Here is a 14,124-nt window from a genome sequence, read left to right as displayed (position 1 = left end):
CCCCCTTGCCAGATCGGGGGGGCAACGGAGTTGCCGCCCGCGCCTGGCTTCCCCAAAAATCATGCCGCGGGAGCCTGAAAAGGGCAAAAATCAGGGATTTCGCCGGTGATTTTCTGATGACAGATGATCGGCGGTTTACCGCACGACTGCGTGTCTAGCAGCATTGTCAAATTTGCCCAGCGGCTGCGGATCGTCGTTCGCCGGATCGAGCAATCGGCTGATTTTCGCGAGCGCGGCAACGACATCTTCGGGATCGGGCGGCACGGCGTAGTCTGGAAGTCGAGAAATCGCTTCAGCGATCTGACGTCGCCCGCCGGAGCCGGAATCCGCGAGTTCGCGAGCGATCCGATACGCCCAGAGCGAGCGGGATTTCACCGCCAGTTCGGCGTCAGCCGCTTCTTGTGCAGTCCGTGCCGTCTCGCGTGCGTAGCGGGCCTCCTCCGCCCGGCGCGCGCGCCAGGTGTCAATACGATCGGCGTCTGCACTTGTTTCGAAGACAGCTCGATCAAAATCCGCTGCGTCGTAAAGCTCGACGCGCTGTAGAAATGTAGAGACAAGATTACGATGCAGCCATTTTTTCCACGTCGGCACCTCGACGTATCCGACGACATAATCGGCTTCCGCCGTCACCTCCTCGCCGCCGCCTTCGGTATCAGGTTCGGGCTCGATACCGAGCTTTTTCGCGAGCTGCCACGACACCCGGCACGACACTGTGCCGGGCATTTCCTCCACATACTCCGCCCATTTTTGCTTCGCCCACGGGTCGCCCGCATAGGCAAGCTCTGCAAGATCCCACGGCGTCAAGCTCTGCCCAGCGTCGTTGCGAGTCTTTGCTTTTGTCGGACCGCCAGCCGTTTCCCACGCGGCAGACCCCTTCGCCGCATATTCGCCGGCAATCGTCGGATTGTCGCACACACGGATCTTCGTACCGTGCTCTTTCGAGAGCCAGCCGCCTGCATTTCGGATCGCGGCGGCGTAACGGTCTGCAACCGCTTGCCCGGCGTCGTGAGCGACTTTCCAAAGCGCTGCGTTCTCGTCTCCGTCCGACTGCACAACAGCATCAACAACTGCTTCCGGCGGATCGACGATGACGAGTAGATGTTGATGGTAATGCCAGCCGTGACGTCGCGAAATTGTCGATTCCTTCCCGACGATCACGCCCTGAATACCGTGATCTCGCTGAATGTCTTTCCACTCCCGCCCGCCGCGCGCAGAGTGTGAGGCTCCGTCGATAAGGGTCTTCACATCACTGAGAGAATCGTGAGCGGTGTGATGCGCTGTGAGCGCAATTGCTACAACGAGCATCCCCTTGTCTTGCGCGGCCGCGACGGCCCGCGCGATCTTTTCCTGCCGCTCAAGCGCTTTCCGCGGGGCGCAGACCGGACAGAGCCACGGCGATTGACAGCGGTACAAGCCGGACGCGCTGGCTTGAGTGCGGCCGTCGGCCAGCGGCCGCTTATGTATACTGACGCTGCCAGTCGCTGCCGGTCCGTCGGCCGGGACGCCGCAACCGCAGACCGACGGTCCGCGACCAAGGATGTCCGCAGGAGCGCACAGCTTTTGGATTTTGTGCAATAGCCCCCAACGCCCTGGGGCTGAAGAAAAATCTCTTTGTTTTTTTGATGTTTTGTTCTCTGACGCGTTGGCCGCTGTCGCGGGTCTTCCGCTCTGCGGAAACGTAGCTCCTCCATTCCCAAGCAGCCCACGGCCTGCGGCCGGGGCGCCTGCGGCGAGCGCGCGGACATGATCCGCAGCGAGTTGCGGCGCGGCGGCGGCGTCGAAGATTTTTTGAAAGTCGGCAGTTTCTTGTTTTTTGTTTATTGCAAAAAACAAAGAAGTTTTTTGGATCTGATGGGGCGTCGGTTGGCTCGGTGCTATGCCGAGCCGCCCGCTCAATCGTCAACCAGAATCTGGTTGACGGAATAGATCCGTGATGCGATCATAAAATCCGTCCAATGATGCCCCCGCGAGCGGTTCCAGCCGCGTTGACCGGGGGCTATCTTTATACGCTGCTTGTCGGCAGTCCGGCCGTCAATGCGTACCGCACGGTACGGATAAAATGAAAGCAACAGCCAGCTCAGCTCTCGGACCTGCGGTCCGCCGGGGCTCTGCCCCGGTCCCCGGGATATTTAATGCCAACCGGAAGGGGCTTGTTCTTCCATCGCCGGCGCGGCATAATTTTTTTACGGTACAGGCGGGGACGCCGATGACCGTGCCAAACGGAAGCCCCCCGCTCAGGCGGGGGTTTTTCATAGGATGCCTTCCACGAGCTTGGCATGGTGTTCTGGGACAGTTATTGCCCTGCATTTTTCGGGCTGGAGTCGGTATGCCGTTTCAGACCGGTAGCATCTCTTGACGGTACGATGGATCTATATTTGCCTGAAACGCGAAGCGCGTTGATGGCAAAGATCGGCGGGAAGAACACGAAACCTGAACTCATCGTCCATAGGGCGGCCCATGCGATGGGATACAGGTTCCGCCTACACAGAAAAGATCTTATCGGCCGTCTGGATCTCGTCTTCCCCAAATATCACGTGGCGCTGTTCGTTCATGGATGCTTTTGGCATCGGCACCGCGGGTGCAAAAAATGCGACATCCCGGCAACAAGAACGGACTTATGGGAAGCCAAGTTCAACGCTAACATTGACCGCGACAAACGAGTCTAGAAAGAACTGGAAACCTTGGGCTGGCGGGTCCAAGTGATATGGGAATGCGAAACGCCCCCCCCTTCGAAATCGAAATGCCCCTGAAAAAGATGCTCAAGCCTGAAGTGGTTTAACCGGACCAATTATCAGCAAGCATCCGGAGCCATTCAAACTCGTCCAGGCCAATCCTTGAGAGATTGGAGGTTACCGCGCCAACAAGCCGCTGAGCCTGCATGGGTTTCATTTCTGCCACCCACCTAACGGTTTCCACTTCAGCAGCGGCGGCCACTTGCTGTTTGTCTTCACCTTTCTCAGCAGGTGCGGCTTTTCCAACCGAGGCCAACGTGACAAAGGCATCCCCATCTTTCATCTCAGCTCTGACAGTGCCGTCTGCTGATGGACGCAATTCGAACGTCTTGAGATATGCATCCTTACGATTTAAGAAGAGTCGTTTTCTCGTCCCCTTGTCATCGAGAACGACATTGAACTTCTTCTTGTCTTCGAAAAGTCGCCCGAACAGAAAATTCGCAGGATCTTTTCTCCGGACGCTGTCACAAACGGGCGTCAAGCAAACATAGTAATGCCCCCCATCGTGAATGATTGTCCCAAGTTTCACCGAAGGGAGGTTCTCTTGTTCAAATCCGTCCAGATGATTGTTTGACCGTTTGATCCCGGACGCGATGGAAAATTCCTCATGGTTCTTCACACCGTCGGAATATTCATCCCCGAACAGGCAATACAGACGCTCAGCCAAGCCTTCACCATTCAGATCTCTGGCGACCCGTTCCTTTTCCGTTTTGATTTTCTCAGCCTTTGCCTCGTCAGCTAGCGTTTCAAAATCTTCCCCCTCCAGGCGAGCTTTCGCGATATCTTCGTGACGATCCTTGAGGGCCTTAGCGCCGACTTCCGCCAGAGACTTTGCGTTGGCAGTCGTGATCGGAAATGTCTTGTCCCCTTTCTTGTCAATAATGATTTGTGGTTCCAACTCTTCGCTGAATTTCTCGTCCATGAGCGCCTTGACACTCTCGTACCCGGCAAAAGTGCGGGATACTCGGCTGAGCGGTATCTGTGCTTCGATCTCTTGGAGGATCAGATCAGCAACGTATTGTTGCGCATCCTCTGGCGAACCCAATAGTGCGTAGTGAGTTACCAAAGGACCATCAAGGCGATTGTTGAAGCGCGCCAAAAGCCGATGAGTATTGCTTCGGAGATGCCCCATAGACGCAAGCGTCGCATTGCGAAGAAGCCCTCCGGAGAAATGAGCGAACTCTTCTACAAGGCGCTCGGCTAGGCCGTCTTCCTCCACACAATGTCTTTCCTGGCCTTTTTCATGATCAGCGGCCAACCCTTTGCCTAAGACGACGACCTTGATGGTTCCTGCTTGATTGTGGAGCTCAAGACTTTGTGCGCCGATCTGCAACTCGGCAAATTCCTTATCAAGCCTCTCAGAAATCGAGTGTAGGTCGCGGATACCTGTGTAGATAGCTATGAGCCGAAGCCGCTCTCCAGATTTCTTATCGCAATCGAAAACCTTCTGGATGATTTTGATCGTGGTGTCGCCACTGTCTCCGCCACCCATTTCCCAGTCGAGAACGATCACGTCACTTTTGGGAGCGACCTTCGAAACCTCGTCTTCGATTGGCTCAGATGCTGATGGTTTTAGGATTGAGCAAATCAACCCACTTTCCGCAAATCCTCTGGTTATAGCGCCCGCATCCAAATCCTCTTTTGGGCGAAGCCCGACAGCTTCCCTTACGTCACGCTCCTGTACAGAATCGAACTCGTCCGGCTCCGAAATGTCATTTTCAACTTCATAGGCGGCAGTGTCTTCTACGACGGAAACGGCAGTTTCTCCTGCTGCTTTGGCGTTATCTGCATCCTCTTCGGTTTCAACGGCCTTCACTGCGGCCGCATCAATCGCCGAATTTGTCTCAGAAACATCGCCGCGCGCTTGTTTAGAAGAGAAATTATTGTCTGCTTTTTCTGCCTCGCCAGAGTAGTCAGCTTGGTCATCAACAAGCACGACCGTCTGTAAAAATTTACGAGCCGCTTCTCGGCACTGTTCCTGAAACGTCATTTCTCATCATCCCAAAATGCATTTTCGGGCAAGCGGATACGGAAAGTTGCTCCCTGGCCTTCCCGATAGGAATCGAGCGAAAGATGGTACCCTTGGCGGTCGAGGAGTTCCCGTGTGATGCTCAAACCTAGGCCGCTTCCCTTGGGCTTTCGGGAAAAGCCGGTTTCGAAGATCGCCAATTCGTCAACGGGCAACACACCGGGCCCCGTATCGGAAATAACGAACTCACCATCTGAGTAATCGAGAAAGACTCTTTTCTCCCGTCCTAACGGACTTGAGGTCGTCCGGACATGCTCGCCATGGGTAACCCAAAACAAGGCATTATCGACGATATTCACGAATGCCGGATACAGCGTCGAGACGTAAGCTTCAACTTCAGCGGCTTTGAACGCTTCTGTCGCGACAAACTCAATCTCGTGACGATGCATCCGATCGCCAAGGAGTTCCTGAAGATAATTGGCGATCTCACCTCCTGAGATTACCCGTTTGGTCTGAGAAAGCCGTCTGCTCAGCGGCGCGAACAAGGAAAGGTAGCTGTCCAGATGCGCGTAGCTGTCACTGATCTCGTTGTAGAGCTTGCGCAACTTCTCATTTCGCTCAGCCCAAGGCTCGAGGCGACGAACGTTTCTCCGGACGGAGCGGATCACCGAATTGAACTCGTGGTGCACAATCCCAATTGCCTGGCCCATTTGCGCCAGTTGTAGATTTTCCTCCTCGCGCGCCCGCCGGTCCTCAAGATCCGTTTCCATAGCCGCCAGAATTTCACTTGTGTCCCAATCCTCTTCAGCGGACAATTGACGTAATTGGTCGACAAGTCGTTGAAGAACTCCAGATTGCTTTTCGGTCGTGGATTGGATTTCCCGCTCAATTTCAAACTGAACACGAGCGACTTCGTCCAGAGGCATGTCGGACCCGACAGTCCGCTCGAATTCAATCAGCTTAGCCTCGATGATCTCCTTCACCGTGCGGATGCTGTCTTTGGTTCGCTGAACGGCCTGCTCTCGAAACTCGTCCGCACCAGACCGGACTTCGGAGGAGAGACGCCTCACCCGCCGCTCGCTATCATTCGTAAATGAAGTTATTGCTTCGTACGCAATCTTGCGAGCATGAATAGCTAGGCCCAAACGTTCGAGCGTGCTGGAAACGAGTGCGCGAACCCGATCCATGGCAGGCGCGAACACGTTATTATCCAGACGTTGACGCTCAACTTCATACCTTGCCCAATGTCTGGACTGCTCTTTGGTGAGCCCGACCCCTCGGGGACGGACAACTCGCGAGTCTTTCTGTAGCCGATCAATCGCTTCGACCGCATCCCGCTCCAACTTTATCAACGCATCAGCATCCGCGGCATTCGCAGAAAGGGCCGAGAGGCTATGGTCGAAGCTTTCAATTAACTCTTGAACTGAAGTCTCATAAGCTCTCTCATTGAACTTCGAGAAAAAATCATCAAGATCGGCCGAAAGTTTTCTGCGTTGCGACGAAACTTGTCGTTCACGCCTCCGAAGAATCTCAAAATTCCTTGTATTTTCTTCCTTTATAGCGATGAACTCGTCGCTGGACGTACCGCCTTCTCTGAAGAACTCAGCGGCAAGTTGAATAAAGAAATTCTCTAATATGTGCTTGAATTCCTTGTAGGCAGCATTTGCCTGAAAGCCTTCTCGACCGGCCTTTTCGACGAGCTTCTCGTTTTCAGCGCGTGTCGTTTCAATCACCCCGAACAAGCGCCGATAGGAGAAAAAATAGTAGCCCGCACTTTTGGTCCGACGACGTTCGATTTCGAGAAAATCATAGTCTGAATCGCCGTAAGGTAAGATCCGGATTCCATCCCTGTACAAATAGAGACCACCAATACGATTAAGCTTAACGCTCATATCCTGCCAAAGATCACTTGGCAGTTTCGTCTCTCTTCGAGTTCCCTGAACATATGCAAAAGAGATCTTGAACGGGCCACAACGAGTAATCTGCCCTCTCTCATTTGGCCAATGAATCCTAATTGCTTTAGGATCACTGCCAAAAATCTGGACGGTTCCTGAGAACTGTCCGTATTCATCAAATGATCCGAAAACCTGGTGATCGGCTTTTTCGAATTCCTCAGGTGAGAAGAACTGGTTCTCGCCGATGATATCTTCCCAGAGCCCCTCGCCCTTGTGATCGCGAAAGCTGGTTCTCATGGGCGGCGGAATGTGCCCTGGGGCCATCGTATTGCAGAACCCCAGCAAAGCCTTCTGCATTGGCGTCGCCTTGTCGTCATCGCCCTCGTCAATGTCGAGCCCAAGTGTCTCGTTCGTCGGCGCGATATAGAAATGGGTGCCGTGACCTTCTCCTCGTAGATCTGGACCACGCACGATTGCGTCCGCAAGCTTCGCAGGATCAACGGCAAATGCGGAAAGATCCGCTTCGATTTCATCAACTAGCGCGGCATCGGTCTTCGATCGAAGTTCCGCGAGGTTCGCCTTTGCCTCCCCGATCATTTCATTAACGACCGATTGGTCCGGAAGATTTCCCGGCGGCAACTCGCGAAGTGGTATGTCCAAATCTCCAAGGTGAATGTTTGGAAGATTGAACAGGTCCCAATGGACCAAGGCCGCAATCACGGGCGCTGAATTGTCCTTGGTTTTCTTCCGGGTGAGAACGAGGACCTGTTTCCCCAGAACGGCAATTGCCAAACGCCCGATACCCTTTTCGCCCATGACGGGACGCGGATCCTGATCTGGATCAGTTTCAGGAGGCTGGATGTATCCGGTCTTGCGTTTGCTGTCTGTCGCAGCCGTAAGCCAACGTGTTTCGAAATCCTCTCGTGACATGCCGACACCGTCGTCACGCAAAATGAGGAGATTGCGAACCCGGTAGAAATCCACCTCGGCGTTTCGAGCATAAGCATCGTGGGCGTTCTTGAACAACTCGGATATGGCGGTGGGCGTCCCCGCGACCTGCTGTTTTCCGAGAAGGTCAATTACTCTCGCACCAACCCCGAATTTAGCCATCGGAGTCGCTCCAAGTTTTAAAGTGTTCGATCAGGTAACGGCCGATCTCCTCCGCCAGCCTCGGCGGGACGGCGTTTCCTATCTGGCGCGCCATTCCATTTACTGATCCCTTGAACAGGAAGTCGTCTGGAAAGGTCTGAATACATGCGGCTTCGCGAATGCTGATCGCCCTGTCCTGCTCTGGATGCCCGAAACGACCATTGGAAAGACTGATGCACCGGGTGGTAAGAGCGGGCGAAGGACTATCCCAGCTCATGCGGCCATAGACGTCCGTATACCCTCTTACTTCCCTGTGGCATTCCAACTTGAGATGATCGGCCCAAGAACGACGCCCGCCGCCTTCCTTGACCGCCCTGATCCGTTCAAGGTTCTGAGGAGCGAGCGAACATGCATAGTGGTTCGGAACCGTGTCATCCGACGTCCCTGCTTCGATTGGTGGAAGATGGCCGATTGCCTGCCTAACTGTCTTCATCGGCTTGCGACCTTCACCATACCTTGGCTTCGGAAAGCCAATTGGTCCGAAAATGCTCGCCAGCATCACCAGCCTTCGGCGGTTTTGCGGGACGCCATAGTCCAGCGCTTGAACGATTTTTGTCGTGTGCCAGTATCCCAGCTCATCGAGTAACTCTACCAGTTGGTGAAGAGGACCATCCTCATCTTCCGAGATGTTCTGCAACCCCGGAACATTTTCAACGACCACGAACTCTGGACGAAAGCGACGCACGAAGCGGCCGAGTTCATTCAGGAGGGATGCACGATCGTCATTGCTCTTTTTCTGACGGTTTTGTTTTGAGAATGGTTGGCACGGGGCACAGGCACTGAACAGGATCGGACTCGTGCGTTCCCTTTCGAACAGATGCTCCAGATCGGCGGTCGAAAGCTTACGGACGTCCCGCGCGATGACGGCGGCATCTTTGAAGTTCTCCGAAAATGTGGAAAGTGCCTCCAGATCGATGTCCAAAGCAAGTATCGGTTTCATTCCTGCGGCGCGGAATCCCGCACTGGTCCCGCCACAGCCCGAGAAAAAGTCGTATACGAAAATTGGCGGAAATTCAGTTCGGTGAGCAGTGGCATCCAAGCTTACTTGCACTTGGATCGCTTCAAGCTTTTCGCCCTGATTTGGTCGTTCCAAATACATCTTCAGTAATTCAAACCTTTTAGCTGAGCCCTCGGCATCAAAAGGACAACGACGTACTGGGGTACAGACGAACTCCTCCGGAGTTTGGGCCACCAAAATGCCTACCCTAAACGCGTTAATATTCACATTCTATCAACCAAGAGTAAATCGGGATGCTGGCCATATTCCACTAAATCAATCGCATACTTCAGCTTCACCCGCTTCAAGACCCAAACGGAGACAGATCCAAGCCTCGGGGGATAGGCATTGCAGCGATTTTCTCAATTTCTTCTGACTGAAGGACCGGGAATCCGTAACTCCGACTGACGTTCGCCGGGGCGTGACCGAGCTGGCGGTCGGCGGTCCGCTCACCGAACTCGTTCGCGTACCAATGCTTAGCGTTATGTCGGAGAGAGTGAAACGTCTGGCGTTGCCGTTCGTGAATCCCGAGTTTTTTCATCCAATTCGTCATTTGCTTCGACGCCGCATCAGCTGGGTCGTCCGCCGTGTGAAAAGCGGAAAACACAAATCCACGCTTGCGGACGTTCCGAGCGTAGTCGACGAAACCCGCCTCAATAAGAAATGACGGCAAACCTACGATCCTAGGGCTGGTCTCAGTCTTCAAGCGACGATCAACTTCTTTTCGGTCGATCACCAGCGGGCGCCGCAAATCAATGACGGTGTGTCCGTCTAGCTCGGCCAAATCGGAAACTTGAAGCCATACGATTTCACCGAGCCGCATTCCGGTTAGCATACCGACCATCGGCAACCACCTCTTGTGCGCGTCACGCGGCTTCTGCGCGGCTGCCGCCGTAATCCATTTGTTCAGGTGCACTGTAGGTAGTCCCTCGCGCACGGTTCGTTTCGTCGCAGCTGACGGCATGACGATGCGATATGACTTCAGGTCTTTCACGCCGTCGATGCCTGCGGTTACCCTCCCCCAAAGGTTCAAGACTTCCGAAACCGTACCTTGGATCGTCGTGACCCCAAGGCATGGGAGGGACGGTTTCCTCTTCCGATTCTTTTCCGCAATCTTTCGGAGCGGCACACCTTTAAACTCGGGATACTTGGAGCGATTCCTGGGAATCTCGGCCATTACCGTTGCAAAATCCTGCATGTGGATCGGGAGGTATTTCCGAAGCGGAAGGTCGCCGATAACGTCGATGAATGCTGCAACGGCCGTTTCCAGTCGCTCCTGGTACCTATCCGGAGCGGAGCCGTCTCCCTTCGCTCGGCGGCGGGCGGACAACACGACCTCGGCGGCAATGCTTAAGCGCGTGTTCGCGGTTATCTCCCCGTCGTCCACATCCTCAGTCACCGAAAGCGCCTCAGCAGCGGCTTGAGGGACGTTCTGCGGCAACTGTGTGGTGGCTGGCGACATCGTGTGCAATGACGCGACAGTACGCAGCGCGCTGTGCAAGCCGATTTTCTCGGACTCAGCAGCGATTTGATCTTTTTCCAGAACGCCTTTCAGGAAATTCAGGCGCTCTAAAGTTGCCGCGTATGCATTTTTGAGTGCTGTTTCTTTGTCAGCAGACTGAAGAGCGTATTTAGATTCTTCGCTGAGACTCCACTCAGACAAATCGTGCGTTTTAGAATCCGACTTATCAATAAGAGATTGCTCAACATCAGTCTGAAGCTGAAGTGCTTTCAGAGCAGATATACGTCTTTTCTTCTCAAGAAGCTGAAGCTCTGCACTTAAAGCTTTTAAGCTGCTTTCCAAAGCCTTACGGTCCATGTCCTCAGCCGCACTCATACTTTTAAATGCGTGAGCAGCAAGGATAGTTGCTATTCGTGCTGCGCTTCGCTTGTCGATCGAGCCGAGAAATACACGTAAAGGTGTTGATCTCAGGTAAACCTGGTATTTTTTCGGAACTCTCAGTTGAAAACAGTATCCGTTAGTACGACGCCAGAGATACATGCTCAGATTCCGGTGTACGTTTCAGTGTACGCTCCGGTGTACGCTTCAGCGATTTGAAAAATTTTATTAAATAAAATCAATGACTTGTAAGGTATGGTGGGCCCGGAGGGACTCGAACCCCCAACCAATCCGTTATGAGCGGACGGCTCTAACCATTGAGCTACAGGCCCTTGCCCGTGGTGCGGGCTGGAGTGTGGTATACCAACTCAGGCGGGGGCTGCAAATTTTTTTGTAGTCCATATGAACTACTAACGCAGCAGCTGTGAAATACCAGCGCGGGCAGGTCCGGCGGGGCCGGTCAGCAGCTTGATGCCTCGTGCCCAAGCCCCCGGGATGCAGGCGCCTCAAACCCTGCCCTTGCTCAAACCTTGCATGCGATCAGGTCAGGGACAGGCTTCACCGCAGCCCTGCGGCTAGGCATGCCGGGATTTCAGCAGGGCCTTGCATGGTGCTGTCCGGATGGCTTTACGGCATGGCACGAGCGGACCGGTTCTGAGACCGGATTTGTTTCTGAAGACTTCTCACGCCTTGTGCCTGCCTTATTTCCGGGCAAATGTCGGCCTGCCTTTTGGTTCTCAAGGGATTTTTTCACCCATGACCTTGCATTCGCGCCCCCTTCGTTCAGCGCTTTCCCGCCCGCTCGCCGTCTCCCGTGCTGCCGCACTGGCGCTGGTGCTGCCCCTGGGCCTTGCCGCTTTCAGTGCCCCGCTCGCACCTGCCTTTGCCCAGGAAGCTGCTGCGAAGACCGAGCGCTTCATCACGATCCAGGGCTTTGGCTCGATCAGCGCCGTGCCGGACAAGGCCACGCTTTCGGGCGGTGTGACCACCGACGCCGGAACGGCAGCCGATGCGCTGGCCAGCAACTCCGCCGCGCTCAATGCGGTTCTGGCGGCGCTGAAGGAAGCGGGCGTCGAGGCCAAGGACATTCAGACCAGCAACTTCTCGGTCCAGCCCCGCTACGGCGACTATTCCAAGTCGGGCCCTTCCGGCCTGCCGAAGATCGAGGGTTATCAGGTGTCCAACACGGTCAGCGTGCGGGTGAATGATCTGACGCGCCTCGGGCCGCTGCTCGACACCATGGTCACCTCCGGCGCCAACACCATCAATGGCATCAGCTTCGAAGTCACCGGCGCCAATGAAAAACGCGATGCTGCCCGTGAAGCGGCCGTTGCCGATGCCCGCCGCAAGGCGGAACTCTTCGCCAAGGCCTCCGGCGCAAAGCTCGGCCGGGTGATGTCCGTTTCCGAAGGCGGCGATGGCGGCGTGCGCCCGATGTACCGCATGGCGGCCATGGCCATGGAAGATGCCCGGGCACCGGCGCCGGTGATGGCAGGCGAGGAAACGCTCTATGCGAGCGTCACCATCGTTTACGAACTGGTGGACTGAAAGACAGTGAGGCTCCGGTCACGGCCGGAGCCTCGGCTTGTTGAAACAGCGTCAAGCCGTCCCGGCTGCCGCTCTCAAGCGGAATGAGCCAGCCTCAAAGATAGCGCAGCCACACCTGCATCGGCTTTTCGGTTTCTTCCGTGCCGCCCATGTCCTTCCAGGGGAAATAGACGGTGGCGCCTTCCAGCGGCTTGTAGCCGCGCTTGCTCCAGAAGCCGTCGAGCGGGCGGTAGTCTGCCGGGCGGGCCGGATGATCTGCCGGGCGCACCACGGTGCAGAAGCTGGCCTTGGCAAAGCCGAGCTTGCGGGCGTGGGCCTCGCGCTCGTCGAAGAAGCGGTGGCCGATGCCCTGGCCCCGGTACTGCGGCAAGAGGACGGATTCGGCCAGATAGAAGATTTCCTTGAGGTTGAGGCCCCGGTCCTCGAAAGGCTGGCGGAACTGGATCACCTCCTGCGCCAGCGGTTCGCCCGTCGCCGCGCCGATGATGCGGTCTCCGTCGAAGGCGGCAACAATCAGGGCGCCGGGCGTGCCGGCATAGCGGCTGATGTAACTGCGCTCATAGTCCATGGACCCGTCGTAGAGATAGGGCCAGTCGCGGAACACTTCGATGCGAAGCCGCGCCAGATCGTCCAATGCGTCCTGAAGTTCTCCTCCAGTCAGGCTCTTCACGGTGACCGGCATATTCTCTCCCATATGATTTATGTCTGTTCTTGTGGCCACACGATGCGGGCGCGGACGGCAAAATCAAGCCCCCGCCCGCATGAAATCTGCCTTGCAGAGCTGCCATGCGGCCGGTGCAGGGCTTTCCCCGCCAGAAGCCCGGCCCGGATGAGCCCGCCCTGACTGGCAGCGTCAGTCGCGCGCTTCCAGCCAGATGCGCGCCGTCTCCACATCCCCCGCAATCAGCCCTTCGGCGATCTTCTGCCCTGCCACGGCGCCGAACTTGTAGCCGTGGCCGGAACAGGCGGAAACGATGACCGCACGCCCCTCCTCCCGGGCGAAGAAATGATTGTCCGCCGTGAAGGTGTAGGCGCAGGTTACGGTGTCAGTCACCTGATATTCGGATATGCGGCCGAAGGGCGGGGAGAAGTGATTGCGCAGGCGCTCGCCCTCGCCCGGCACGATGCCCCGGTTCTGGTCCGCATCCGGGTTCTTTACCTTGTGGACGCCGGCACCAAACTTCAGCCCCGTGCCCGGCACCGGCGGCAGCACATAGCCATCCACCTTGCCGCCAACATCGAGAATGACCGGTGCAGCTTCCCAGGCAGCCTTCAGGTCTGCGGGAGGTTCAAGATAGACGACCGCCGTCCTGTAGGGAGCAAGATCAACCGCAAGCTCCGGAGCGAGCTTCAGCACCCAGGCTCCGGCACTGATCACCACCCGGTCGCCCGTCAGGTCTTCGCCGCTTTCCAGCGTGACGCGCCCAGCGGCCCGGTCAACGGCCACCACCTTCGTGTTTTCCAGCAGTCTTGCGCCCTTTGCCAGCAGGAAGGCCCGCATGTCTGCGGCGATCTTCTGGCACAGCAGAACGCCGCCTTCCGGATGCACGGCCACAAAACGCAGACCCTCGGGCGACAGGAAGGGATAGCGGGCGCAAGCCTCGGCAGGGCTCATCTGGTCGAGGCTGTAACCGGCCTCCACCATGCCGCGCCAGTAGTCTTCTCCCTCGTCGCCCTCTTCCTGCGAGATGACCATGAAGCCGGTGTCCACGAGATGACGGGCGCCGAAGTCGCCCCACATCTCGTCCCAGGCGGCATAGGCATCGCTGATGCGGCGCTGATAGCCGCCCTGCCCGCCATAGGCGCGGCGGATGATGCGGTGCTGATCGCCGGAGGCAGACAGCGGATTGGGGATCGGCCCCTGCTCGATCAGCGTCACCTCCACACCGCGTTTGACCAGCGCCCAGGCGGTGGAAAGACCGGTGACACCGGCGCCAACGATGATGACATGCATGGTCCCGCTCTCCTGCGGGCCCCTGCCCGCACGTCTGTGT

The 14,124-nt window shown here is 56.4% G+C and carries 9 protein-coding genes and 1 tRNA gene; 2 read left to right on the top strand and 8 right to left on the bottom strand.

Translation table 11 applies throughout. The features are described from left to right. Positions 1-135: 135 nt before the first annotated feature. Positions 136-1,896 (bottom strand): hypothetical protein, encoded by a 1,761-nt coding sequence (locus tag H163_RS0107990; protein WP_147290439.1) that lies wholly within the window; start codon positions 1,894-1,896, stop codon positions 136-138. Positions 1,897-2,276: 380 nt separating this feature from the next. Between H163_RS0107990 and H163_RS22455 the strand changes: the two genes are divergently transcribed. Next, positions 2,277-2,666, top strand: a complete 390-nt coding sequence (locus tag H163_RS22455; RefSeq protein WP_345702298.1) for a very short patch repair endonuclease — start codon at positions 2,277-2,279, stop codon at positions 2,664-2,666. Between the two features lie 109 nt (positions 2,667-2,775). Here H163_RS22455 and H163_RS0107980 read toward each other — a convergent pair whose 3' ends face one another. The 5 genes from H163_RS0107980 to H163_RS0107960 all read right to left on the bottom strand — a co-directional run bounded on the left by H163_RS0107980 (position 2,776) and on the right by H163_RS0107960 (position 10,914). Then, positions 2,776-4,722 (bottom strand): response regulator receiver domain, encoded by a 1,947-nt coding sequence (locus H163_RS0107980; RefSeq protein ID WP_019964042.1) that lies wholly within the window; start codon positions 4,720-4,722, stop codon positions 2,776-2,778. Next, positions 4,719-7,706, bottom strand: a complete 2,988-nt coding sequence (locus tag H163_RS22450; protein ID WP_019964041.1) for an ATP-binding protein — start codon at positions 7,704-7,706, stop codon at positions 4,719-4,721. Before H163_RS22450 ends, H163_RS0107980 begins: the two co-directional genes overlap by 4 nt. Then, positions 7,699-8,937, bottom strand: coding sequence for a DNA cytosine methyltransferase (locus H163_RS0107970; RefSeq protein ID WP_208975348.1), 1,239 nt, complete (start codon positions 8,935-8,937; stop codon positions 7,699-7,701). The genes H163_RS22450 and H163_RS0107970 overlap by 8 nt, the downstream gene beginning before the upstream one ends. A gap of 109 nt (positions 8,938-9,046) precedes the next feature. Then, positions 9,047-10,744, bottom strand: a complete 1,698-nt coding sequence (locus H163_RS0107965) for a tyrosine-type recombinase/integrase (protein WP_081625983.1) — start codon at positions 10,742-10,744, stop codon at positions 9,047-9,049. 94 nt (positions 10,745-10,838) lie between these two features. After that, positions 10,839-10,914: transfer RNA gene (locus tag H163_RS0107960), tRNA-Ile, on the bottom strand. A gap of 424 nt (positions 10,915-11,338) precedes the next feature. Here H163_RS0107960 and H163_RS0107955 point away from each other — a divergent pair. Further along, the gene (locus tag H163_RS0107955) at positions 11,339-12,130 is read left to right on the top strand and encodes an SIMPL domain-containing protein (protein ID WP_019964038.1); all 792 of its coding nucleotides are present in this window, start codon (positions 11,339-11,341) and stop codon (positions 12,128-12,130) included. Positions 12,131-12,224: 94 nt separating this feature from the next. Here H163_RS0107955 and H163_RS0107950 read toward each other — a convergent pair whose 3' ends face one another. Continuing rightward, positions 12,225-12,812 (bottom strand): GNAT family N-acetyltransferase, encoded by a 588-nt coding sequence (locus H163_RS0107950; RefSeq protein ID WP_026355597.1) that lies wholly within the window; start codon positions 12,810-12,812, stop codon positions 12,225-12,227. A 171-nt stretch (positions 12,813-12,983) separates the two neighbouring features. Further along, the gene (locus H163_RS0107945) at positions 12,984-14,084 is read right to left on the bottom strand and encodes an NAD(P)/FAD-dependent oxidoreductase (RefSeq protein ID WP_019964036.1); all 1,101 of its coding nucleotides are present in this window, start codon (positions 14,082-14,084) and stop codon (positions 12,984-12,986) included. Between the last annotated feature and the right edge of the window lie 40 nt (positions 14,085-14,124).

This window comes from Pannonibacter phragmitetus DSM 14782 (assembly GCF_000382365.1).
Taxonomy (GTDB): domain Bacteria; phylum Pseudomonadota; class Alphaproteobacteria; order Rhizobiales; family Stappiaceae; genus Pannonibacter; species Pannonibacter phragmitetus.
Note: the sequence above shows the minus strand (reverse complement) of the source record. Positions and strands in the feature narration are given on the sequence as shown.

Excerpts from the sequence above, each read along its gene's own strand:
- H163_RS22455 (WP_345702298.1), top strand. The coding sequence starts at position 2,277 with ATGGTGTTCTGGGACAGTTATTGCCCTGCATTTTTCGGGCTGGAGTCG.
- H163_RS0107980 (WP_019964042.1), bottom strand. The coding sequence starts at position 4,722 with ATGACGTTTCAGGAACAGTGCCGAGAAGCGGCTCGTAAATTTTTACAG.
- H163_RS22450 (WP_019964041.1), bottom strand. The coding sequence starts at position 7,706 with ATGGCTAAATTCGGGGTTGGTGCGAGAGTAATTGACCTTCTCGGAAAA.
- H163_RS0107965 (WP_081625983.1), bottom strand. The coding sequence starts at position 10,744 with ATGTATCTCTGGCGTCGTACTAACGGATACTGTTTTCAACTGAGAGTT.
- H163_RS0107955 (WP_019964038.1), top strand. The coding sequence starts at position 11,339 with ATGACCTTGCATTCGCGCCCCCTTCGTTCAGCGCTTTCCCGCCCGCTC.
- H163_RS0107950 (WP_026355597.1), bottom strand. The coding sequence starts at position 12,812 with ATGCCGGTCACCGTGAAGAGCCTGACTGGAGGAGAACTTCAGGACGCA.
- H163_RS0107945 (WP_019964036.1), bottom strand. The coding sequence starts at position 14,084 with ATGCATGTCATCATCGTTGGCGCCGGTGTCACCGGTCTTTCCACCGCC.